The sequence below is a fragment of the Kitasatospora sp. NPDC057015 genome (assembly GCF_042673745.1).
GTDB lineage: Bacteria > Actinomycetota > Actinomycetes > Streptomycetales > Streptomycetaceae > Kitasatospora.
Window position 1 is genome coordinate 177,328 of sequence record NZ_JBHUSG010000008.1, and the last position, 19,681, is coordinate 197,008.

At 74.7% G+C, this 19,681-nt stretch carries 21 protein-coding genes; 11 read left to right on the forward strand and 10 right to left on the reverse strand.

Annotated elements, in window-relative coordinates; translation table 11 throughout:
* Positions 1–80 precede the first annotated feature (80 nt).
* Both ACFTWP_RS10875 and ACFTWP_RS10880 read left to right on the forward strand, forming a co-directional pair.
* Positions 81–548 (forward strand): MarR family winged helix-turn-helix transcriptional regulator, encoded by a 468-nt coding sequence (locus ACFTWP_RS10875; protein ID WP_380264098.1) that lies wholly within the window; start codon positions 81–83, stop codon positions 546–548.
* A 259-nt stretch (positions 549–807) separates the two neighbouring features.
* Positions 808–1,470, forward strand: a complete 663-nt coding sequence (locus ACFTWP_RS10880) for a lysophospholipid acyltransferase family protein (protein WP_380264100.1) — start codon at positions 808–810, stop codon at positions 1,468–1,470.
* Positions 1,471–1,524: 54 nt separating this feature from the next.
* On the opposite strand, the gene ACFTWP_RS10885 is transcribed toward ACFTWP_RS10880, so the two are convergent.
* Both ACFTWP_RS10885 and ACFTWP_RS10890 read right to left on the reverse strand, forming a co-directional pair.
* On the reverse strand, positions 1,525–2,745 hold the full coding sequence (locus ACFTWP_RS10885; protein WP_380264102.1) for a saccharopine dehydrogenase family protein: 1,221 nt from the start codon (positions 2,743–2,745) through the stop codon (positions 1,525–1,527).
* 101 nt (positions 2,746–2,846) lie between these two features.
* Positions 2,847–4,382 carry a PucR family transcriptional regulator gene (locus tag ACFTWP_RS10890; RefSeq protein ID WP_380264103.1) on the reverse strand — a complete coding sequence of 512 codons (1,536 nt, stop codon included), beginning with the start codon at positions 4,380–4,382 and terminating at the stop codon, positions 2,847–2,849.
* Positions 4,383–4,756: 374 nt separating this feature from the next.
* Between ACFTWP_RS10890 and ACFTWP_RS10895 the strand changes: the two genes are divergently transcribed.
* Positions 4,757–5,224 (forward strand): molybdopterin-dependent oxidoreductase, encoded by a 468-nt coding sequence (locus ACFTWP_RS10895; RefSeq protein ID WP_380264105.1) that lies wholly within the window; start codon positions 4,757–4,759, stop codon positions 5,222–5,224.
* Between the two features lie 31 nt (positions 5,225–5,255).
* On the opposite strand, the gene ACFTWP_RS10900 is transcribed toward ACFTWP_RS10895, so the two are convergent.
* From ACFTWP_RS10900 to ACFTWP_RS10930, 7 genes are all read right to left on the reverse strand, one after another.
* Positions 5,256–5,705 (reverse strand): SSI family serine proteinase inhibitor, encoded by a 450-nt coding sequence (locus tag ACFTWP_RS10900; protein WP_380264107.1) that lies wholly within the window; start codon positions 5,703–5,705, stop codon positions 5,256–5,258.
* 195 nt (positions 5,706–5,900) lie between these two features.
* Positions 5,901–6,320: a molybdopterin-binding protein gene (locus ACFTWP_RS10905; protein ID WP_380264109.1), complete on the reverse strand. Its 420-nt coding sequence runs from the start codon at positions 6,318–6,320 to the stop codon at positions 5,901–5,903.
* 289 nt (positions 6,321–6,609) lie between these two features.
* The gene (locus ACFTWP_RS10910; protein ID WP_380264111.1) at positions 6,610–7,704 is read right to left on the reverse strand and encodes a WD40/YVTN/BNR-like repeat-containing protein; all 1,095 of its coding nucleotides are present in this window, start codon (positions 7,702–7,704) and stop codon (positions 6,610–6,612) included.
* 164 nt (positions 7,705–7,868) lie between these two features.
* Positions 7,869–9,317: a dihydrolipoyl dehydrogenase family protein gene (locus ACFTWP_RS10915; protein ID WP_380264113.1), complete on the reverse strand. Its 1,449-nt coding sequence runs from the start codon at positions 9,315–9,317 to the stop codon at positions 7,869–7,871.
* The gene (locus tag ACFTWP_RS10920; RefSeq protein WP_380264115.1) at positions 9,314–9,778 is read right to left on the reverse strand and encodes an OsmC family protein; all 465 of its coding nucleotides are present in this window, start codon (positions 9,776–9,778) and stop codon (positions 9,314–9,316) included. The genes ACFTWP_RS10915 and ACFTWP_RS10920 overlap by 4 nt, the downstream gene beginning before the upstream one ends.
* A 193-nt stretch (positions 9,779–9,971) precedes the next feature.
* Entirely contained in the window at positions 9,972–10,487 is a 516-nt protein-coding gene (locus ACFTWP_RS10925; RefSeq protein ID WP_380264117.1) for a pyridoxamine 5'-phosphate oxidase family protein, read from the reverse strand.
* 205 nt (positions 10,488–10,692) lie between these two features.
* A complete protein-coding gene (locus tag ACFTWP_RS10930; protein ID WP_380264119.1) occupies positions 10,693–12,207 on the reverse strand; it encodes an APC family permease in 1,515 nt (504 codons plus the stop codon).
* 161 nt (positions 12,208–12,368) lie between these two features.
* On the opposite strand from ACFTWP_RS10930, the gene ACFTWP_RS10935 reads away from it, so the two are divergent.
* Both ACFTWP_RS10935 and ACFTWP_RS10940 read left to right on the forward strand, forming a co-directional pair.
* Positions 12,369–13,004, forward strand: a complete 636-nt coding sequence (locus ACFTWP_RS10935) for a TetR/AcrR family transcriptional regulator (RefSeq protein ID WP_380264121.1) — start codon at positions 12,369–12,371, stop codon at positions 13,002–13,004.
* Positions 13,005–13,135: 131 nt separating this feature from the next.
* The gene (locus ACFTWP_RS10940) at positions 13,136–13,687 is read left to right on the forward strand and encodes a GNAT family N-acetyltransferase (protein WP_380264123.1); all 552 of its coding nucleotides are present in this window, start codon (positions 13,136–13,138) and stop codon (positions 13,685–13,687) included.
* A gap of 181 nt (positions 13,688–13,868) precedes the next feature.
* Here the strand turns inward: ACFTWP_RS10940 and ACFTWP_RS10945 are convergent, their stop codons facing one another.
* On the reverse strand, positions 13,869–14,246 hold the full coding sequence (locus ACFTWP_RS10945; protein ID WP_380264125.1) for a thioredoxin family protein: 378 nt from the start codon (positions 14,244–14,246) through the stop codon (positions 13,869–13,871).
* A 325-nt stretch (positions 14,247–14,571) separates the two neighbouring features.
* Between ACFTWP_RS10945 and ACFTWP_RS10950 the strand changes: the two genes are divergently transcribed.
* The 6 genes from ACFTWP_RS10950 to ACFTWP_RS10975 all read left to right on the forward strand — a co-directional run bounded on the left by ACFTWP_RS10950 (position 14,572) and on the right by ACFTWP_RS10975 (position 19,657).
* Positions 14,572–15,186, forward strand: coding sequence for a hypothetical protein (locus tag ACFTWP_RS10950; protein WP_380264126.1), 615 nt, complete (start codon positions 14,572–14,574; stop codon positions 15,184–15,186).
* 170 nt (positions 15,187–15,356) lie between these two features.
* Positions 15,357–15,938, forward strand: a complete 582-nt coding sequence (locus tag ACFTWP_RS10955) for a sigma-70 family RNA polymerase sigma factor (protein ID WP_380264128.1) — start codon at positions 15,357–15,359, stop codon at positions 15,936–15,938.
* Complete coding sequence (locus tag ACFTWP_RS10960; protein WP_380264130.1) at positions 15,935–16,651, forward strand: anti-sigma factor family protein; 717 nt, start codon at positions 15,935–15,937, stop codon at positions 16,649–16,651. Before ACFTWP_RS10955 ends, ACFTWP_RS10960 begins: the two co-directional genes overlap by 4 nt.
* Before the next feature lie 181 nt (positions 16,652–16,832).
* On the forward strand, positions 16,833–17,102 hold the full coding sequence (locus ACFTWP_RS10965) for a DUF1876 domain-containing protein (RefSeq protein ID WP_380264132.1): 270 nt from the start codon (positions 16,833–16,835) through the stop codon (positions 17,100–17,102).
* Positions 17,103–17,410: 308 nt separating this feature from the next.
* Complete coding sequence (ettA, locus tag ACFTWP_RS10970; protein ID WP_380264133.1) at positions 17,411–19,075, forward strand: energy-dependent translational throttle protein EttA; 1,665 nt, start codon at positions 17,411–17,413, stop codon at positions 19,073–19,075.
* 123 nt (positions 19,076–19,198) lie between these two features.
* Positions 19,199–19,657: an acyl-CoA thioesterase gene (locus ACFTWP_RS10975; RefSeq protein ID WP_380264135.1), complete on the forward strand. Its 459-nt coding sequence runs from the start codon at positions 19,199–19,201 to the stop codon at positions 19,655–19,657.
* The last annotated feature ends 24 nt before the right edge of the window (positions 19,658–19,681 follow it).

Sequence of the window (19,681 nt, forward strand, 5' to 3'; positions counted from 1 at the left end):
CCATGATAGTTCAAATTTGAACCTCGCACCTCGACGGTACACCTTGGTTCGAATTCGAACAACGGGAGTACGATTCCCCCATGACTGAACCCCGCTGGCTGGACGAGGACGAGATGGCCGCCTGGCGGGGCTTCGTGGCCGCCAGCAACCTCCTCAACCGGCGCCTGGAGCGGCAGCTCAAGGACGACTCGGGTCTCTCCCACACCCAGTACGAGATCCTGGTCCACCTCTCCGCCGCCCCCGAGGGCTCCCTGCGGATGACCGAGCTGGCCGAGCGGCTGATCACCTCCAAGAGCGGCCTCACCTACCAGGTCACCCAGCTGGAGAAGGCCGGGCTGGTCAGCCGCCGCTCCTGCCCGAGCGATGTGCGCGGCATCTTCGCCGACCTCACGGAGAAGGGGCGCGAGACCGTCCGCGACGCGGCGCCGGGCCACCTCGCGATGGTGCGCGAGCTGCTCATCGACGTCCTCAGCCGCGAACAGCTCGCCGTCCTGGCCGACGGCCTCGGCGAGGTCAGCCGACGCCTGCGGGCCGACGAGCGCTCCTGACCGGACGAGCCTTCCCGACCGGACGCGAGGTCCTGACCGGACGCGCGGGCCGCCGCCCGCGGCCGACCCGCCGCCCGGTGGGCCGGGTCCTGATCCGCGTGCCCGAGCCGAACGGGCGGGCCGAGTACGTGAGGTGAGTACCCGTACTCAGGTGCCGCGGGCCCCGAACCCCCACCATGGACGGACCGGGCCACCCCGAACCCGAATCCCCGCTCCCGCGCCGAAGCCCGACTCCCGCCCCGAACCCCGAGGACCACGCATGCTGAGCGCCGTCGCCCGCGCCGCCTTCCCGGCCCTCGGCCGCCTGACCGTGACCACGGACGAGGGCGCCGTCCTGGAACCGGGCAGCATCGTCGCCCCCAACCACTCGTCCCTGGTCGACCCGGGCGTGGTGCTGGCCGCCGTCAGCCGGCTCGGTGTCGAGCCCGTCATCCTGGCCACCGCCGGCCTGTGGCGGATCCCGGTCCTGGGCCGTGCGCTCGTCCGCGAGGGGCACGTACCCGTCCACCGCGGCACCGACCGGGCCGCCGAGGCCCTGGAGGCCGCGGCCGAGGCGCTCGCCGCCGGACGGGTCGTCATCATCTACGCGGAGGGCCGCCTCCCGCGCCGGGTGGACGCCGCCGACACCGCCCCCGGACCGTTCCGCACCGGCCTGGCCCGCCTCGCCGCCGGCGGCGCGCCCGTCGTGCCGCTCGGGCAGGCGGGGGCGCGGCGGATCAGCTCGGGATCCACGGCCAAGCAGGTCGCGGGCGTGTTCACCGCGCCGCTGCGCCGCCCCGGTGTGCACGTCCACGTCGGGGCGGCGCTGCGGCTCACGGGCGGTGTGCAGGACGCGACCGCGCAGGCCCACGCGGCCGTGACCAGGGCCTGGCGGACGGCGGCCGACCGGCTGGCCGAACGTCCGGACCTCCGGCGGGGCTGACCGCGCCGACCCCGGCCGGTGCCTTCGCTCCGGAGGGCCCGCCCGCTCCCGGGCTCAGCTCTCCAGGACCCGGAAGCCGATGCCGGCCGCGATCAGCCGCCCGGTCAGCGCCTCGCCCATCGCGACGGCCGTGGTGACCTGCCCGCGGGTGGCCGGCAGCGGGTCGAACGCCAGGCAGAGGGCCGACTCGGCGAGCATCTTCGCCGTCTCGCCGTAGCCGGGGTCGCCGCCCGAGACCTCGGTGACCACCCGGCGTCCGCCGCCCTCCCCGAGGAAGACCACCCGGAACCAGGACTTCGCCCGCTTCTCGGCGGACGGGCCCTCCCCGGGCGCCCGGCGGCCGAGCAGCCAGTTCCGGACGGGCGGGAGCTGGGCCAGTGCCACCAGCGCGCCCACGCCGCCGGCCAGTCCGACCGCGACCGGCAGCCGGCGGACCGCCAGGTAGTGGCCGTAGGAGAAGTCCGGGCCGTAGCGCTCCAGGGCGCGGGCCGAGCGCAGCACGATCTGCGGGTCGACGGTCGGGGCGGGCAGTGCCCAGACGCCGATCCGCCTCTCGTGCCGCGGCAGGCCGGGCAGCCCGCGCACCCTGCGACCGGTGGGCACCTGACCGCCGGGCCCGGGTGAGCCGGCCCCGCGTCCGTCCGGCGCGAGCTCGATCCGGCGGCGTTCCCGGGCGGCCCGCGCGCCCTGGGGCAGGCGGGAGAAGGCGGTGAGCGCCGAGTCGAAGGTCCCGCCGGAGACGGTGGCGGAGGCGCTCACGAACCCCTTCACGGTGATCGGCACCCCCTCGGGCAGGTGCCCGACCGTGAAGCGCACGCCCAGGTCGTACGGGATGGAGTCGAACCCGCAGCAGTGCAGCAGCCGGGCGCCGCTGGCCACGGCCGTGGCGTGGTGGCGCAGGTAGCTGCGGTCGACGAACTCCGGCTCGCCGCTCAGGTCGAGGTAGTCCGTCCCCGCCTCGGCGCAGGCGCCGACCAGAGCGTCCCCGTACCGGATGTACGGCCCCACGGTGCTGACCACGACCCGTGCGGCGGCGGCCACCTCCTGTAGCGAGGCCGGGTCGTCGGCGTCCGCCGTGAGCAGGTCCAGCCCGGCCAGTGCCGGGTCGACCAGGGCGAGCCGCCGCCGTACGGCGGCCAGTTTCGCCGGGCTCCGCCCGGCCAGCGCCCACCGGGTGCCGGCGGGGGCGTGCCGTGCCAGGTACTCGGCGGTGAGCTCGCCGGTGAACCCGGTGGCGCCGAACAGGACGATGTCGTAGCTGCGGCCGGTAGGCATGCCGGGAACCTTACTCAGCGGTAACCGGCATCGTCCAGAGCCCGTCACGGCTCCGCCCCCGCGCCCGCCGCGTCATCGCCGCCCGTCCCGGCCGCCCCCGTTCAGCGGCCGGCCGGGGCGCAGAGCAGCGCGGCGCGCAGGTCGAGCCGGTCCTGGAGGCGGGCCAGGTTGCGGCCGGTCAGCTCCTCGATCCGGCGGATCCGGTAGTGCACGGTGTTCACGTGGATGTGCAGCGACTCGGCCGTCCGGGCCCAGGAGCCGTCGTGGTCCAGGAACACGGTGAGGGTGCCCAGCAGTGAGACGGCGTTCTCGCGGTCGTGCGCGGCGAGCGGCGCCAGCAGTCGGGTGTGGAAGGCGGCCGTCACCTCGGGCGGTATCCCGCGCAGCAGCCCGGCCAGCGTGTCCAGCTCGGTGGTGCTGCCGACCGGCCCGGCGGCACCGGTGAGCACGTACCTGGCCTGGACGAGGGCCGCGCGCAGCGACTCGGCGGCCGGCTGCGCCGCCGGGCCGACCCCGGCCCGCAGGCTGCGCCGGCCGGTCAGCCGGGTCTGCAGGGCGGGCCTGGCCCGGCGCAGCTGGGCCGCCACCGCCGCGGCGGGCGCCGCGACCAGGGCCGCCGCGCGGCCGTCCGGGTCCGTTCCGGCGGCGAAGGGGGCGCCGAGCGGGTGCAGGGCCTCCGCGAGGGCGAGCGCCGCCCAGTCGGCGGGCCCGCCGTCGATCCGGGCGGCCACCGTGACGAGCGGGCCGTCGCCGGGCAGGCCGCAGGTGGCGAGCGGCTCGGCGAGGTCGGCCGGGCCGCCGGCCGCCAGCAGGTCCAGCAGGCGGCCGACCGCCCGGCGCCGGGTCGCGGCCTCGGCGTGCGCGCGGGCGGCGAGCGGGGCCAGCAGGTCGGCGAGGCCGCGCAGCATCGGGGTGGGGGCGGTCGCGGCGCCGGGCTCGCCGTGCAGCAGCCAGCCGTCGAAGGGCGACTCCTGCTGCGGGCCGATCGGCAGCCCGGCCGGCCGGGTCGCCCTGGTGGCGGTTGCCTCGGCGGGCCGGGTGCCCGGGGCGGGGAGGGAGCCCGGTGCGCCTGCGTCGGTGGCCGGGGCGGCGATGATCCGGCCGCCGGCGGTGCTGATGGAGCACTCGGGCACACCGAGCCGGCTCACGGCGTGGGCCAGGACGGCCGAGGGGCCGGCGCCGGAGTCGATCAGGTCGGTCAGCTCCCGGCGGGCGGCCTCCGGGATCGCGGCGGTGTCCTGCGCGCCGGCCTGGAGGCCGCCCCAGAGCCGCAGGTAGACCCGGTCGGTCACGGCGCGGAAGCTGGTGCCGGCGGGGACGGCCAGCAGCGGGATCCCGTGGGTGCGGCAGGCCTCGGCCAGGCTCTCGGGGACGGCGCCGTGGGTGCCCTCGCCGGCCATCAGGGCGGCGACCCGGGCGCTGCGCAGGGCGGTGGCGAAGCGCAGGGCCGCCGAGGTGTCCTCGGGCTGCCACCAGACCAGGCCGGTGAGGACCAGCTCGCCGGGCTGCAGGTACCGGGCCGGGTCCTGGAGGTCGGTGGAGGTCACGCCGGTGACCGGGCGGGCCAGGAGGTCCGGGGTGCCCCAGGCCAGCTGGATGTCCAGGTCGTCCAGGTGCAGCAGGTCTCCGACGATCATGCTCTTCGCTCCTTGTGCTCCGCGCGGGGCCTGGCCTTGCAAGTGCAAGCGTCAAGTGCGCACAAGCATCGTAAATGCAAGGAGGAGAACCGGGTTCCGTCTTGGTTGATCCTCCAGAGCGCATGCCCTCCGACGGTGTTCGAAACCAGTCGTCCCTCGTATTGCGCCTCTGCTCCCCTTGTCTCGGGCGGGTGTGCGCGAGGTCCGCGTCGGGCGTTGCGCACCGGTGTCCGCATCTGCGAGGGGAAGAGTTCCCTGTGCATGGCGTGCGCGGCCGATGGAATGATTCCACGGCCGCAGATGCGAGTGGTCGGACCGCTTCTCGGGTACCACCCTCCCGGGCCGCACCCGGCGGGCCGGGAGGAGCATGCCGTATGAGACACCCCGTCACCGTCCGGCTGCACGGGCACCTGGACCGGCCCGCCGAGCTGACGGTCGGCCAACTGCGCGACCTCCCCCCGCGTCGGGTCGAGGTGAGCTTCGACTGCCGGACGGACGGCGAGCAGCGCCACGGCTACGAGGGTCCGCGGCTGTGGGACGTGCTGTGCGCCGCCGGGCCGCGGGTCGATCTCGCGGCGCGCAAACCGCGGCTGCGCTTCCTGCTGGCGGTGACCGGCGCGGACGGTCACCGCGCGGTGGTCTCCTGGGCCGAGATCGACCCCGACTTCGGCGGTCAGGAGATCCTGCTTGCCACCAGCATGGACGGCGCCCCGCTGGACGAGACGGGCCCGCAGCTGGTCGTCCCGGCGGACCACTGCGGCGCCCGCTACGTCAGCGGCGTGACGGCCGTCTGGCTCGGGCCGGCCCCCGGGGCCGAGCCGGCCGGGGCCGCGCGGGCCTGACCACCGCCGGGGCCGGCGCTCCGGGGCCGGCTCAGGCCGGCGCCTCGGGGCCGCCCGGCAGCAGCGGTACGAAGGAGTTCCAGCGGGCGATCTCGCAGCCGGTCCGCCGGGAGAACACGGCGTCGACCGGTCGCCCCGCCCAGCGGCCGGTGACCCGGGCGGTGGCCGGCCCGCCGTACTGCAGCGTGCAGACGGCGTCCGGCGGGACGGGTGCGAAGAGGTCCCGGCCCCAGGTGGTGAGCGAGTCGAGCCGGTCGCAGGCGGCCTGCGGGTGCGGGTGGTCGCCGCCGGCGGGGTGGCAGCGGAGGTGGTGGGTGCCGCCGGAGGCGGGGCCGGTGCCGTAGGAGACCGTGACGGTGAGCCGGTCGCCCTCCGCTTCGGCCGGGGCCGGGTCCGCCGTGACGGCGTGGGCGAGGGTGCTGAAGGTGGCCGCGCAGGCCAGCGCGGCCACCGCCGCGGGCCACCGGAATGAGCTGATCATGCGTCAAGAGCTACCGCTCGGGCTGCGACCGGGTCCGCATCTCACCCGGACGAGGGCGTGGCGCCGATCTCCCGCCGGTGCGCCGGCGACCGGCGACCGGAGGCCGCGCCCGCCCGCCCCTGCTCGGCCGCCCGCGCGGCGGCGGGAGCCCGAGGCGGCCTCCCGGGGCTCCCGTCGCCGCGCGCCGTGCCCGGGTCAGGCGGTCGCGAGGGAGACCTCGGTCGACTTGATCAGCGCGACCACCGACGTGCCGGCGGCCAGGCCGAGGTCGGCGACCGCGTCGGCCGTGATCGCGGCGGTCAGTTCGCCGCCGTCCACGGCCACCTTCACCCCGGCCATCGCGCCGCCGGTGGCGACCTCGACGACCGTGCCGGGGATCTGGTTGCGGATGCTCACCCCGGTGACCGGGCCGGTGGCCAGGGCGACCTCGGTCGACTTCACCAGCGCGCGGACCTTGCTGCCCTCGGCGAGGCCGAGATCCTTCACGGAGTCCAGCGTGATGGCGGCGGTGAGCTCCTGTCCGGATCCCAGCCGGACCTTGACGGTGGCCATGACTTCACCGGTGGCGACCGCGGTGACGGTTCCGGGAAGCTGGTTGCGAATGCTCAGACTCATGGGGGCATGCCTCGTTCTCGATCAGGGAGACGATGGATTCCGACCGTGCCGCTACTCACCCTAGCCGGTGGGAATCCGCAGGTCAGACACTGTTTTGACGGACTGTCGCAGATGCGGGCCGGGGGCGCGGGGAGGGGTCTCAGGTGCCACCCGGAGGTGCTGCGCCGGTCGGCCGGGGCCGGTCGGGTACGGCGTGTCGCCCCGGGGCCGGCGCCTGACGCCGCGGGCCGTCCCGGCCCGGTCGCACCCCTCCGGGAGCGCGGTCGCACCGGCCCCGGAGGGGTGCGACTCAGCCGATCACGGCCGCCCGGACGCAGAGCACGTCCGGCAGGTGCGAGGCCAGCAGCCGCCAGGTCTCGCCCTCGTCCGCGCTGGCGTAAACCTCGCCGTTGCGGTTGCCGAAGTAGAGGCCGGCCGGGTCCGCGTCGTCGGTGCGCAGCGCGTCCCGCAGGACGACTCCGTAGTGGTCCTCGCCGGGCAGCCCCTCGGCCAGCGGCTGCCAGCTGTCGCCCGCGTCCTCCGTCCGGAAGACCCGGCAGCGGCGTCCGGGCGGCATCCGACTGCCGGCGCCCTCCAGCGGGAAGACGTACGCGGTGTGGGCCCGCCGGGGGTGGGCGGCGATCGCGAAGCCGAAGTCGGCGGGCAGCCCGTCGGCGATGGACCGCCAGGTCTCCCCGAAGTCGTCACTGCGGTAGACGCCGCCGTGGTTCTGCAGGTAGAGGCGGTCCGGATCGACCGGGTCGGTGGCGATCTTGTGCACGCACTGGCCGAACTCCGGGTACTGGTTCTCCTCCGGCAGGAACTCGGCGCGCAGGCCGTGGTTGGACGGCTGCCAGCTCCGTCCGCCGTCCTTCGTCCGGTAGACGCCGCCGCTGGAGACGGCGACCAGCAGCCGCTGCGGGTCGCGCGGGTCGATGACGACGGTGTGCAGACCCTGGCCGCCGTAACCGGCGCCCCACTCGGTGCGCTGCGGGTGCGACCAGAGCGACTCGACCAGGGCGAAGGTCTCGCCGCCGTCCTCGGAGCGGAACAGCGCGGCCGGTTCGGTACCGGCGTAGACCACTCCGGGCGCCTCCTCGCCGGCCGGCTGGAGCTGCCAGACCCGGGTGAGCGAGGCACCCGTGTGCGGGGGGAAGGCGATGGCGGGCTTCGGCGGCTCGTACCAGCTCGCGCCGAGGTCGTCCGACCGCCAGACCGAGGGCCCCCAGTGGCTGCTGTCCGCCCCGACCAGCAGCCGGACCCGGCCCGCGCGGCGGTCCACCGACACGGAGTAGATCGCGTTCATCGGGAAGTGCGGCCCGCTGAACTCCCAGTCCAGCCGGTCCGGACTGCGTCCCAGGAACAGGCCCTTCTCGGTTCCCACGGCCAACAGCACTTCGGTCATGACTGCACACCACCAGGTCAGCGTCTCGGCCCCCGGCCCAGTGTCCCGCCACCACCGGCCGGGCACCGCTCGGCGCGCCGGGCACGGGGGCCGCCGGGCTGTCGGGCAGCGGACCGCCGGGCCCCGCCCCCGCCCGGGCGGACGGGTCGGGGCCCGGCGGGGCCTCAGCCCCGGCAGTCCTCCAGCAGGCGCAGCCAGACCTCGCTCATGGTCGGGTACGAGGGCACCGCGTGCCAGAGCCGGTCGATCGGGACCTCGCCGACCACCGCGACCGTCGCCGAGTGCAGCAGCTCCGCCACCCCGGGGCCGACGAAGGTCGCCCCGACCAGCAGTCCGCGATCCAGGTCGAACACCACCCGGGCCCGGCCGCGGTAGTCGTCCCCGTACAGCGAGGCGCCGGCGACCTGGCCCAGCTCGTGGTCCACCGCCTTGACCCGCAGGCCTGCCCGCCGCGCCTCGGCCAGGCTCAGACCGACCGACGCCGCCTCCGGCTCGGTGAAGACGACCTGCGGCGGGCCGGCGGTGTCGGCGGAGGCCGCGTGCGCGCCCCAGCGTCCGGCGTCCAGCGGCCGGCCCTGGGCGAGGGCGCCGATCGCGTTGCCCGCGATCCGCGCCTGGTACTTGCCCTGGTGGGTGAGCAGCGCCCGGTGGTTGACGTCGCCGGCCGCGTACAGCCAGCCGCCCTCGACTCCGCGCACCACGCAGGTGTCGTCCACCTCCAGCCAGGAGCCGGGCTCCAGGCCGACCCGCTCCAGACCGAGGTCGTCGGTGCGCGGCGCCCGCCCGGTCGCGAACAGCACCTCGTCGGCGGTCAGCCGCTCGCCGCCCGCCAGGACGACCGTCACCGGCCCGTCGGGCGCGGGGCGCTCCAGCGCCTCGACCGACACGCCGGTGCGGACGTCCACCCCGGCCTCGCGCAGGCCGTCCGCCACCAGCTCGCCGGCGAACGGCTCCATCCTCGGCAGCAGGCCGTCACCGCGCACGAGCAGCACCACCTCGGCGCCCAGTGCCCGCCAGGCGGTGGCCATCTCCACGCCGACCACGCCGCCGCCGACCACCGCCAGCCGGCCGGGGACCTTCGGCGCGCCGGTGGCCTCCCGGCTGGTCCACGGCCGGGCCTCGGCCAGGCCCGGCAGCCGGGAGGGCAGCAGGGCCCGGCTGCCGGTGCACACCGCGACGGCATGCCGGGCGGTGAGCCGGCGCTCGGTGCCGTCGGGCGTGGTCACGGTGACGCTCCGCTCACCGGTCAGCCGGCCGTGCCCCCGGACGAGTTCGATGCCCGCGCCCGCCAGCCACTCCACCTGCCCGTCGTCCTGCCAGTGCGAGGTGAAGGAGTCGCGCCGGGCGAGGACGGCGGCGGCGTCGAGCCGGCCGGTCACCGCCTCCCGCGAGCCGGCCACCGCCCGGGCCGCGGCCAGCGCGGCGACCGGGCGCAGCAGTGCCTTGCTGGGCATGCAGGCCCAGTACGAGCACTCGCCGCCGACCAGCTCGCTCTCGACGATCACCGTGCGCAGCCCGGCGGCGGTGGTGCGGTCGGCCAGGTTCTCGCCGGTCGGGCCCGCACCGAGGACGATCACGTCGTACGGCTCGGCCTGCTCGTTCGCGTCGTTCACGCGTGGTCCTCCGTGGTGTTGATCGTGACGCCCGCCCGCAGCGCCAGGGTGACCGGGGTGCGCTCGCAGATGTCCAGCAGCCGGGCGCGCTGCGCCTCGTCCAGCTCGCCGCCGAGGGCGATCCGGCGGGTGATCCGGCCGTGCTGCCCGTCCGTCTCGTAGCCGAGCCGGATCCGGACGTCGGCGAGCGGCCAGCCCTTGCGTCCGGCGTACATCCGCAGGGTGATCGCGGTGCACGAGCCGAGCGAGGAGAGCAGCAGCGCGAACGGCTCGGGTCCGGCGTCCGCGCCGCCGCGCCGGACGGGCTCGTCGGCCGTGAGGCGGTGCGTGCCCGCCCGGACGTCCACCTGGTACGGGGCGCCGGCGGCGGCGCCGGTCACCACGGCGGTGGTCACCCGGCGGAAGCCCGGCGGGCTCTCCCCGGCGTCACCCGCCGCGTTCTCGGTCTGGATCTGGCTCATGCCGTCCCACCCTCTGTTCGCTTCGACTGCGGCGCCGCCCGGTGCCGGCGCCGGGCCCATCCTCTGACGCGGTTACCCGTTCGGGCGTCCGAACACGCTGATCCGGGCCGATCCCCGAGCGGCGGACCCGGGCGGACCGGGGCGACCGGTCGCCGGCGGCCGCGGGGGGCGGGTCGCGGCCGGGGCGGTGTGCTCAGCTCGGGCCGAAGCGCCAACGGGTCTGGCTGTACTCGCCCTTGCGGAAGCCGAACGCCGTGACCGGCTCGACCCGGAACACCGGGTCGTTGCCGTCCGAGCTGAGGAAGTAGCCGTCGCGCACCTCGAACCGCCACTCGTCGCCGTACTTGGCCACGTACGCGTCGGCGACGGTCCGCAGCGCCGCGTCGTCCGCGAGCCGTACGGCCACGCCCTCGACCACCACGTCCAGCCCGGCGTGCAGGGTGTTGGTGCCGGTGGTGAGCACGCAGTGCGAGTTGTGCGCCAGGTTCCTGGCCTTGCGCTCGTCGCCGCCGGTGCAGAAGTGCAGGGCGCCCGCCACCCAGACGGCGATCAGCGGCGTGACGTGCGGGCGCCCGTCGGGGCGGACGGTGGAGAGCCAGTACAGCTCGGCGGCGGCCAGCCGGTCGCGGGCCTCCGGCCACTCGGTGGGGTGCGCGCCGTCGTCGCTGTACCTGGCGTCGAGCTCGGCCACCGGCTCCTGGTCCGTCATCCGTCCGTCCCTGCCGATCGCTCGCCGGTGCGCCGGCGCGCGGGCGTCGCCCGGCGCGGCTCCGGATGCCTCCCATGCTGGCCGCCGCACCCTACCCGGCCGGGGATTGCGAGCCGTGTCGGCGGCGGTTTCACCCGCTCCGACGGGCCGGTCGGCCCCGGGTCGGTGCGCGGGCCGACCCGGGCGGCGGCGGAGCAGGCCGTGGTCAGTGCACAGCGGGCGCCAGCTCGTCGGCGTCGGGGCGGTCGGCCTGCACGCCCTCCCGCATCCGCTGCTGGGGGCGGCGGGCCAGCAGGTAGCCGAGGCCCGCCAGCACGACCAGCCCGACGCCGAGCAGGGCGGCCCAGACCTGGTACCAGGGGGCGCCGGGCGGGGCGAGGATGGTGCGCGGCCAGCAGATGTTGACCACCTCCAGGCCGGTCCACAGCACCGCCAGGGCGTTCAACAGGGTGCCGGCCCGGCCGTACGAGACCTCGCCGGCCGGGGTCCAGGTGCCGCGCAGCCGGGCGGTCAGGGCGGCCAGGCAGAGCAGGAAGAACGGCAGGAAGGTCGCGGCGGTGCCGAAGGTGATCAGGCTGCCGATCGCGGTGGACTCCAGCCCCAGCGGCAGCGCGGCGCTGCTGACCAGGGTCGCCGCGACCAGCCCGCCGATCGGGGCCCGGTGCCGGTTGACCTTGCGGACCTGGGCGGAGAACGGGAACACGCCGTCCCGGGCCAGCGAGTAGAGGCCGCGGGCGGCGCCGCCCTGGGAGGCCATCAGGCAGGCGGTGAAGGAGACCAGGACGACCACCACGAACGGCTTGGCCGACCAGTCGCCGAATCCCGAGACCACCGCGGTGGTGACCGGGTCGAGGTCGGTGCCGTTCACCACCGCGGCCGGGTCGGGATGGGCGAGGGCGACCGAGACCGCGTTCAGCACGACCACCACGCCGACGCTCAGCAGGGCCCACCACATCGCGCGGGGCACCTGGCGGCCGGCGTCGCGGGTCTCCTCGGCGGTGGAGACGCAGGCGTCGAAGCCGATGAAGGCCCAGCCGCCGACCGCGACGACGGCGAGGAAGGCCGCGCCGGTGGAGACCCCGGCGGTGGCGGGAGCGTCCAGGGTGTCCGTGAGCAGCCCGAGGCCGTGCGCCCGGAAGAACACCAGCAGCGCGAGGCCGACCACCACCGAGGCGAGCGCCTCCGCGGCGATCCCGAGCGAGACGAACCAGCGCAGCAGGTTGATGCCGTACGCGTTGACCAGGGTGCACAGGAGCATGAACCCGGCGGCGACGAGCACGAGTTGGGCGGGTGAGGGGGTGAGCCCGAACAGCGCGAAGAACCACGGCGAGGCCAGGTAGGCGACGGTGGTGTTGGCGAACATGATGGCGAACTGCCAGAGCCAGCCGGTCATCCAGGCGAAGGACGGTCCGGCCAGCCGGCGGCTCCACTGGTAGGCGCCGCCGGCCAGCGGCCACTGCGAGGCCAGCTCGGAGTAGACGCAGACCACCAGGACCTGGCCGAGCAGGCAGAGCGGGAGGGCCCAGACCCAGGCGCCGCCGGCCACGCTCATGCCGACCTGGCTGACGGCGTACAGGCCGACCACGGGGGAGACGACCGCGAATCCCATCGAGATGTTGCCGAGGACGCCCAGGCTGCGCCGCAGCTCCTGGCGGTAGCCGAGGGCTGCCAGCCGTTCGCTGTCGGAGGCGGCCGGGGGGCCTGGGAGGTGCTCGGTCATGGGCTCGTCCACCTTGCCGTCGAGAAAACTAACTTTGTTAGTTCGGGACGGTAGCCGCTGCACCCGGGCAGCGGAAGAGTCCGACACCAGGCTGTAATAACGTGGGCCGCGCCGGCACCGACGAAGGGCCGAGGCGAGCGGCCGAGGTGAGGGGGAGGACCGTGGGTCGACCGAGCAGGGCACTGCTGAGCAGGGAGATCATCGCCGGCGCCGCGCTGGAGGTGGTCGACGCGCACGGCCCGGACGGCCTCACCATGCGCGCCCTCGCCGAGCACCTGGGCGTCAAGGCGGCCTCGCTCTACAACCACCTCGCCGGCAAGGACGAGCTGCTCGACGCCCTCGCCGAGCTCGTCAACGCCGAGATCGACCTCGCGCCGCTGGCCGGCCTCGGCGCCACCGGCTGGCGCCCCGGCCTGGCCGCCTACGTCCGCGGCTACCGCGCGGTCTTCCTGCGCCACCCCCACACGATCGCGCTGCTCGCCCGCCGCCGGGTGGAGGCCGAACGCCAGCTGCTCGGGTACGACACCCTGCTCGCCGCCCTCGGCCGGACCGGACTCGCGCCCGCCGACGCCGCGGAGACCGCCGCCGCCATCGACTACCTGGTGCTCGGCTCGGCCCTGGAGACCTTCACCGCCGGCTTCACCCGCGCCGCGGCCGAGTACCGCCCCCGGTACCCCGCGCTGGCCGGCGCGCTGGAGGCCTCGGCCGAGCGCGGCGGCGGCCCCGCCGGGCTGGACGACCGCGGCTTCGAACTCGCGCTGGGACTGCTGCTGGACGGACTGGCCGCCCGGACCTGACCGCCCGTGCGCCATGGCCCGTGCGCCGCTGGTCCGGGGCCCGTCCGGGCTGGTTCCGGGGCGGTCGCGGGCCGTCCCGGGCGGCGAAAACTCGTTGCGTGCCCCCGCGGGGTCGGTGCGATCATCAACCGATGAGCTACCTCATCAGAACCGTCCGGGACGAGGACTGGCCGAAGGTCAGGGACCTGCGCCTGGCCGCCCTCCAGGACCCGATCGCGCACCTCGCCTTCCTGGAGACTTACGAGACGGCCCTGGCGAAGACGGACGCGTTCTGGCAGGAGCGCACCACCCGGGCCGCCGCGGGCGAGTCCGCCCTCCAGTTCGTCGCCGAACTCCCGGACGGACGCTGGCTCGGCACGGCGACCGCCCTGGTCGAACCGGCCGGTGAGAAGACCTTCTTCGGGGACGTCCCCGAGCAGTCCCAGACCCACGTCGTCGGTGTCTACGTCCTGCCGGAGGCCCGCGGCACCGGCCTGGCGCACGCGCTGTTCCGGGCCGTGCTGGAGTGGTCCTGGGCGCTGGCGGAGCCGCGCTTCGACCGGGTCCGGCTCTACGTCCACGAGGACAACGGCCGGGCCGAGGCGATGTACCTGCGGGCCGGATTCACCCGAACCGGTGAGGTCATGGGCGGGCCCGCCGAGGGTGAGCCCACGCACTACGAGCTGGCCGTCGCCCGGGGCTGAACCGGGCGCCGCCGGTGGGCCGGTCGCCCCCGCACCGCCCCGCCCCGCCCCCGTCGAGCCGCCGCAGCGCCGGGCCGGCGGGAACGGCGAACCGCCGGGGCGGCGCGCACACGACGGACGGGCCCGGGGCGACACCCCGGGCCCGTCCGTTCACGCGGGCCGCGCTGCCGGGCTACTTCCGTCAGACCGTCCCGGCCGACTCGGCGGCCTTGCGCTTGACCTCGTCCATGTCCAGCCCGCGGGCCTTCCCGATCAGGTCCTCGAAGACCGCCTCGGGGAGCGCCCCCGGCTGGGAGAAGACCAGGACGCCCTCGCGGATGATCGCCAGCGTCGGGATCGACTGGATCCCGAAGGCCGCCGCCAGCTCCTGCTGCGCCTCGGTGTCGACCTTGGCGAAGACCAGGTCGGTGTGCCGCTCGGCCGCCTTCTCGTAGACCGGCGCGAACTGCCGGCACGGGCCGCACCAGGCCGCCCAGAAGTCGATGAAGACGAAGTCCTTGCCCTCGGGGCCGGGGACGATCTCGTCGAAGTTCTCCTTGGTCAGCTCGACCGTGCTCATGTGCGAGTTCCTTCCTCCGGGGCGGCGTCTTCAGGCGTCCGCTGGCGTCAACCCGACCACCGTACGAGGTATTCCACGGCGGGCCCGTCACCGCCGCCTCGCTTCCGCCCCCCGTCGCCGCCGCCCCGTCTCTCCGTCCCGCTCCCGCCGCCTCCGGCCAGGCCGCCTCGGGAGCCGGGCGGGGGAGCCGCCGAAAAAACCTCGCCGGGGATTGAGTGCCCCGCGCCCCGCGCCCGTACTCAAGGGTGCGGGGCGCGGGGAAGGCGCCCCCGCCACCGGGGATCTCCCGGTGGCGCTGTCCGGCATGTCCTCTGGGGGAAACACCATGCGTACCTACCGCCGCGCCGCACTGATCACCGCCACCGCCGTCACCTCGTTGGCGCTGGTCACGGCATGCGGCTCCAGCTATTCGGGCTCCGGTTCGGGCTCCGGTTCGGGCTCCGGTTCGGGTTCGGCCCAGCCGCCCGCCGCGACCGCCCCCGCGACCCCGGGCGGCGCCGGCACTCCCGCCCAGGGGGCGGTCGCGCTGAAGGCCGGCACCGACGCCAAGCTCGGCGCGATCGTCACCGACGGCGCCGGCTTCACCCTCTACCGCTTCGACAAGGACACCGCGCAGCCGTCCGCGTCCAACTGCAACGGTGCCTGCGCCACCACCTGGCCGCCCGTCGCCGCGGACGGCCAGGTGAACACCACGGGCATCGACGGCAAGCTGGTCGGCACCGTCACCCGCGCCGACGGCACCAAGCAGCTCACCCTCAACGGCTGGCCGGTCTACCGCTACGCGCCGGACACCAAGCCCGGGGACACCAAGGGCCAGGGCGTCGGCGGCACCTGGTTCGTCATCACCCCGGACGGCAAGAAGGCCGGCGCCGCCCCGGCCCAGCCCGCGAGCCCGGCCCAGTCGCCCTCCGGCACCTCCGGCAACGGCTACGGCTACTGACCCGACCACGGTCGTCGGGGGCCCCGACGGCCGGCCCCGCCCTCCCCGTCACAGGGCACCCGGGCACTCGTAGGAAGACACAGCCACCACCGGCGCCGCCCCGCGGGCCGGTGGTGGCCACCGACAGACATCGTCGAGCGGACGGGCGAGCTCTCGACCCGGAGGTACGGGTGCGCAAGGATGGCGCTGTGACCGAGCAGCATTTCCGCGGCGGTGCCGAACGCGGCGGCCGGCCGCACGGCCCCGAGCCGGACGAGGTGCTGATGCGCACCCTCTACCGGGACCACGCCGGGCCGCTGTTCGGCTTCGTGCTGCGCCTGGTCGCGGGGGACCGCCAACGGGCCGAGGACGTCGTGCAGGAGACCCTCGTCCGGGCCTGGCGCAACATCGACCGGCTGGACGCGGCGGCGGGCTCGCTGCGTCCGTGGCTGGTGACGGTCGCCCGGCGGATCGTGATCGACAACCACCGCAGCAGCCTGGCCCGGCCGCGCGAGGTGGATTCGTCGCCGCTGGAACTCCTGCCCGCCGAGGACGAACTCGACAAGGCATTGAGGCTGATGACGATCTCCGACGCGCTCGACGACCTGACCGAGGCCCACCGGGCGGTTATCGTCGAGACCTATCTCAAGGGCCGTACGGTCACCGAGGCGGCCGCCGAACTCGGCATCCCCGCGGGCACCGTGCGGTCGCGGATCTTCTACGCGCTGCGCTCGCTCAAGCTCGCGCTCGAGGAACGAGGAGTGACATCGTGAGGCCGCCAAGGGAAGACCACGTCGACGTCGGCGCGTACGTCCTCGGCGTCCTCGACGCGGCGGACCGCGCCGCCTTCGAGGAGCACCTGGCCGGCTGCCCGCAGTGTGCCGAACAGGTGGCCGAACTCGGCGTGCTGGAGCCCATGCTGGCGGAGTTCCTGGCCGCGGGCGGCCCCGCGGCGGCCGACCCGGCCGACCCCGCGCCGCGCCCGGGCGACGAACTGCTGACCCGTCTGGTGGGCGAGGTGACGGCCACCCGTCGGCGCAGCCGCAGGCGGCGCCTCGTGCTGGTCGCGGCGGCCGCCGTGCTGGTCGTGGGCGGCCCGGCGGTCACCGCGGTGGTCACCGCCGACCCCGGGAGCCACCCCCCTCAGGTGGTGGCCCAGCAGTTCACCGCCACCGACGCGACCAGTGGGGCACAGGCCACCGTGGCCGTCGAGGGCAAGAAGTGGGGCAGCCGGATCAGCCTTCAACTCTCGCACGTCCAGGGCCCGTTGAGCTGCGACCTGGTCGCGGTCTCCCGTACCGGCGAACGCCAGACGGTCACCAGCTGGACCGTCCCGCCGGCGGGCTACGGCACCACGGGCTCGCCCGACGCGCTGAACACCACCGGCGGGGCCGGCTTCCAGCTCAAGGACATCGACCACTTCGAGGTGCGCACGCTGGACGGTCGGCAGGTGCTGGTCACCGTACCGGTCACGTCCCCGGCCTGAGGCCCTCCGCCGAGCCCGGCCACCCAGTTGTCGAGCTGCCCGGCCGCCCGGGTGGCGGGCGCGGCGCGGTCCGGGGCCGTCGGGCACCGCGCGCCGCGGGGGCGGGCCGTCGAGGTCACGTCTGGTGTTCGACGGACACCCGGCGCACCCTGGAAGTGGTATCCGCTGGAGGTGATCCGCCATGCAGACTCTCGTCGGTTGGCACATCGAGATGGAGTTCCGCGAGGAAGGGGCGAGGACGGCCGCGGCCGCCCTGCTCAGGCTCGGCGACGGCACCGAGATCCGCGCCCACGGCTACACCAGCCGCCACCCCTCCGACTCGGAGCAGCTGCGGGTCGGGGAGGAGATCGCGGCCGCGCGGGCGCTCAACGACCTGGCGTCGCAGCTGCTGACCAAGGCGCACGCCGAGATCCAGGACAGCAGCCCCGTACCCACCCACCCTCTGATGTGACCTGCCCGCGCACGCCCGGCAACTGACCCGCCCCGCCCCGCGCGCGGTCGGTCAGGAGCTCGGACGGTCTCGGCCCCGGCCCCGGCCCCCCCCCCCCGCCGGCGTGCCGGGCCGTCGGCCGTGCTGCCCGGCCGCGCCGGCGGTCGCCGTCGCCGGGGTCGGCCCCGGCGGTCCGGTCGATCCGGTGCGGTCGGTCCGCCAGGTCCCGTCCGGCCCGGGCCACCACGGCGGTTCGGGAGGTCCGGCCCGGTGCGGCACAATGGAAGGCTGCAAGCCGAATACTCCCGACGACGCCGGAGCGATCTCACGTGGCGGAATTCATCTACACCATGCGCAAGCTGCGCAAGGCCCACGGCGACAAGGTCATCCTTGACGACGTGACGCTCAACTTCCTCCCCGGGGCGAAGATCGGTGTCGTTGGCCCCAACGGCGCCGGTAAGTCCACGGTGCTGAAGATGATGGCCGGCCTGGAGCAGCCCTCCAACGGTGAGGCGTACCTCTCGCCCGGCTACTCCGTCGGCATGCTCCTCCAGGAGCCCCCGCTCGACGAGACCAAGACCGTGCTGGAGAACGTCCAGGACGGTGTGCGCGAGGTCAAGGGCCAGCTCGACCGCTTCAACGAGATCGCCGAGCTGATGGCGACCGACTACTCGGACGAGCTGCTCGACGAGATGGGCAAGCTCCAGGAGAAGCTGGACCACTCCAACGCCTGGGACCTCGACGCCCAGCTGGAGCAGGCCATGGACGCGCTGGGCTGCCCGCCCGGCGACTGGCCGGTCACCAAGCTCTCCGGTGGTGAGCGCCGCCGCGTGGCCCTCTGCAAGCTGCTGCTGGAGGCGCCCGACCTGCTGCTCCTCGACGAGCCCACCAACCACCTCGACGCCGAGTCGGTGAACTGGCTGGAGCAGCACCTGGCCAAGTACGCCGGCACCGTCGTCGCCGTCACCCACGACCGGTACTTCCTGGACAACGTGGCGGGCTGGATCCTGGAGCTCGACCGAGGCCGCGCGATCGGCTACGAGGGCAACTACTCCACGTACCTGGAGGCCAAGCAGTCCCGCCTCAAGGTCGAGGGCCAGAAGGACGCCAAGCGCGCCAAGCGGCTCAAGGAAGAACTCGAGTGGGTCCGCTCCAACGCCAAGGGCCGCCAGGTCAAGTCCAAGGCCCGCCTCGCGCGGTACGAGGAGATGGCGGCCGAGGCCGACAAGATGCGGAAGCTGGACTTCGAGGAGATCCAGATCCCGCCGGGCCCGCGCCTGGGCAGCATCGTGGTCGAGGTCAACAACCTCTCCAAGGGCTTCGGCGACAAGGTCCTGATCGACGACCTGAGCTTCACCCTGCCGCGCAACGGCATCGTGGGTGTCATCGGCCCGAACGGCGCCGGCAAGACCACCCTGTTCAAGATGCTGCTCGGCGAGGAGCAGCCGGACAGCGGCTCGATCAAGGTCGGCGAGACCGTGAAGGTCAGCTACGTCGACCAGGGCCGCGCCAACATCGACCCGAAGAAGACCCTCTGGGCCGTCGTCTCGGACGAGTTGGACTGGATCAACGTCGGCCAGGTCGAGATGCCGTCCCGCGCCTACGTCTCGGCGTTCGGCTTCAAGGGCCCGGACCAGCAGAAGCCGGCCGGCATCCTGTCCGGCGGTGAGCGCAACCGCCTGAACCTGGCGCTCACCCTCAAGCAGGGCGGCAACCTGCTGCTCCTCGACGAGCCGACCAACGACCTGGACGTCGAGACGCTCTCCTCGCTGGAGAACGCGCTGCTGGAGTTCCCCGGCTGCGCCGTGGTCATCTCCCACGACCGGTGGTTCCTGGACCGGGTCGCCACCCACATCCTCGCCTACGAGGGTGACAGCAACTGGTTCTGGTTCGAGGGCAACTTCGACTCGTACGAGAAGAACAAGATCGAGCGGCTGGGCGCCGACGCCGCCCGCCCGCACCGGGCCACCTACAAGAAGCTGACCCGGGGCTGATCGCCGCGCGGCAACGCTGCCGCAACAACGGCCCGGCAGGCTTGCCCCAGGGCGGTCTGCCGGGCCGCTGCCCGTAGTCTCGAAGGAGACCTTCGGGGCAACGGACGTTTGAGGAGAACACCTGTGGCACGCCACATCTACGCCTGCCCGCTGAGGTGGTCCGACATGGACGCCTTCGGACACGTGAACAACGTGGTCTTCCTGCGCTACCTGGAGGAGGCCCGGATCGACTTCATGTTCACCCAGGCCGCCGAGGCCGGCGCGGGGGAGTTCGCGGGCGGTTCGGTGGTGGCCCGCCACGAGATCGACTACAAGCGCCCGCTGGTGCACCGGCCGACGCCGGTGACCATCGAGACCTGGGTCACCAAGATCGGCGGGGCCTCGCTGACCGTCTCCTACGAGGTCAAGGACACCGCCGAGGACGGCACCGAGACGGTGTACGTCCGGGCGTCCACCGTGGTCGTGCCCTACGACCTGGCGGCGGCCCGCCCGCGCCGGATCAGTGCGGTGGAGCGCGAGTTCCTGAGCCGCTTCATGGACGGGCAGGACGCCCCGGAGCCCGTGGCCGCCGTCGCGGCCTGATCCGTCCCGCAGCTGCGCGCCCGG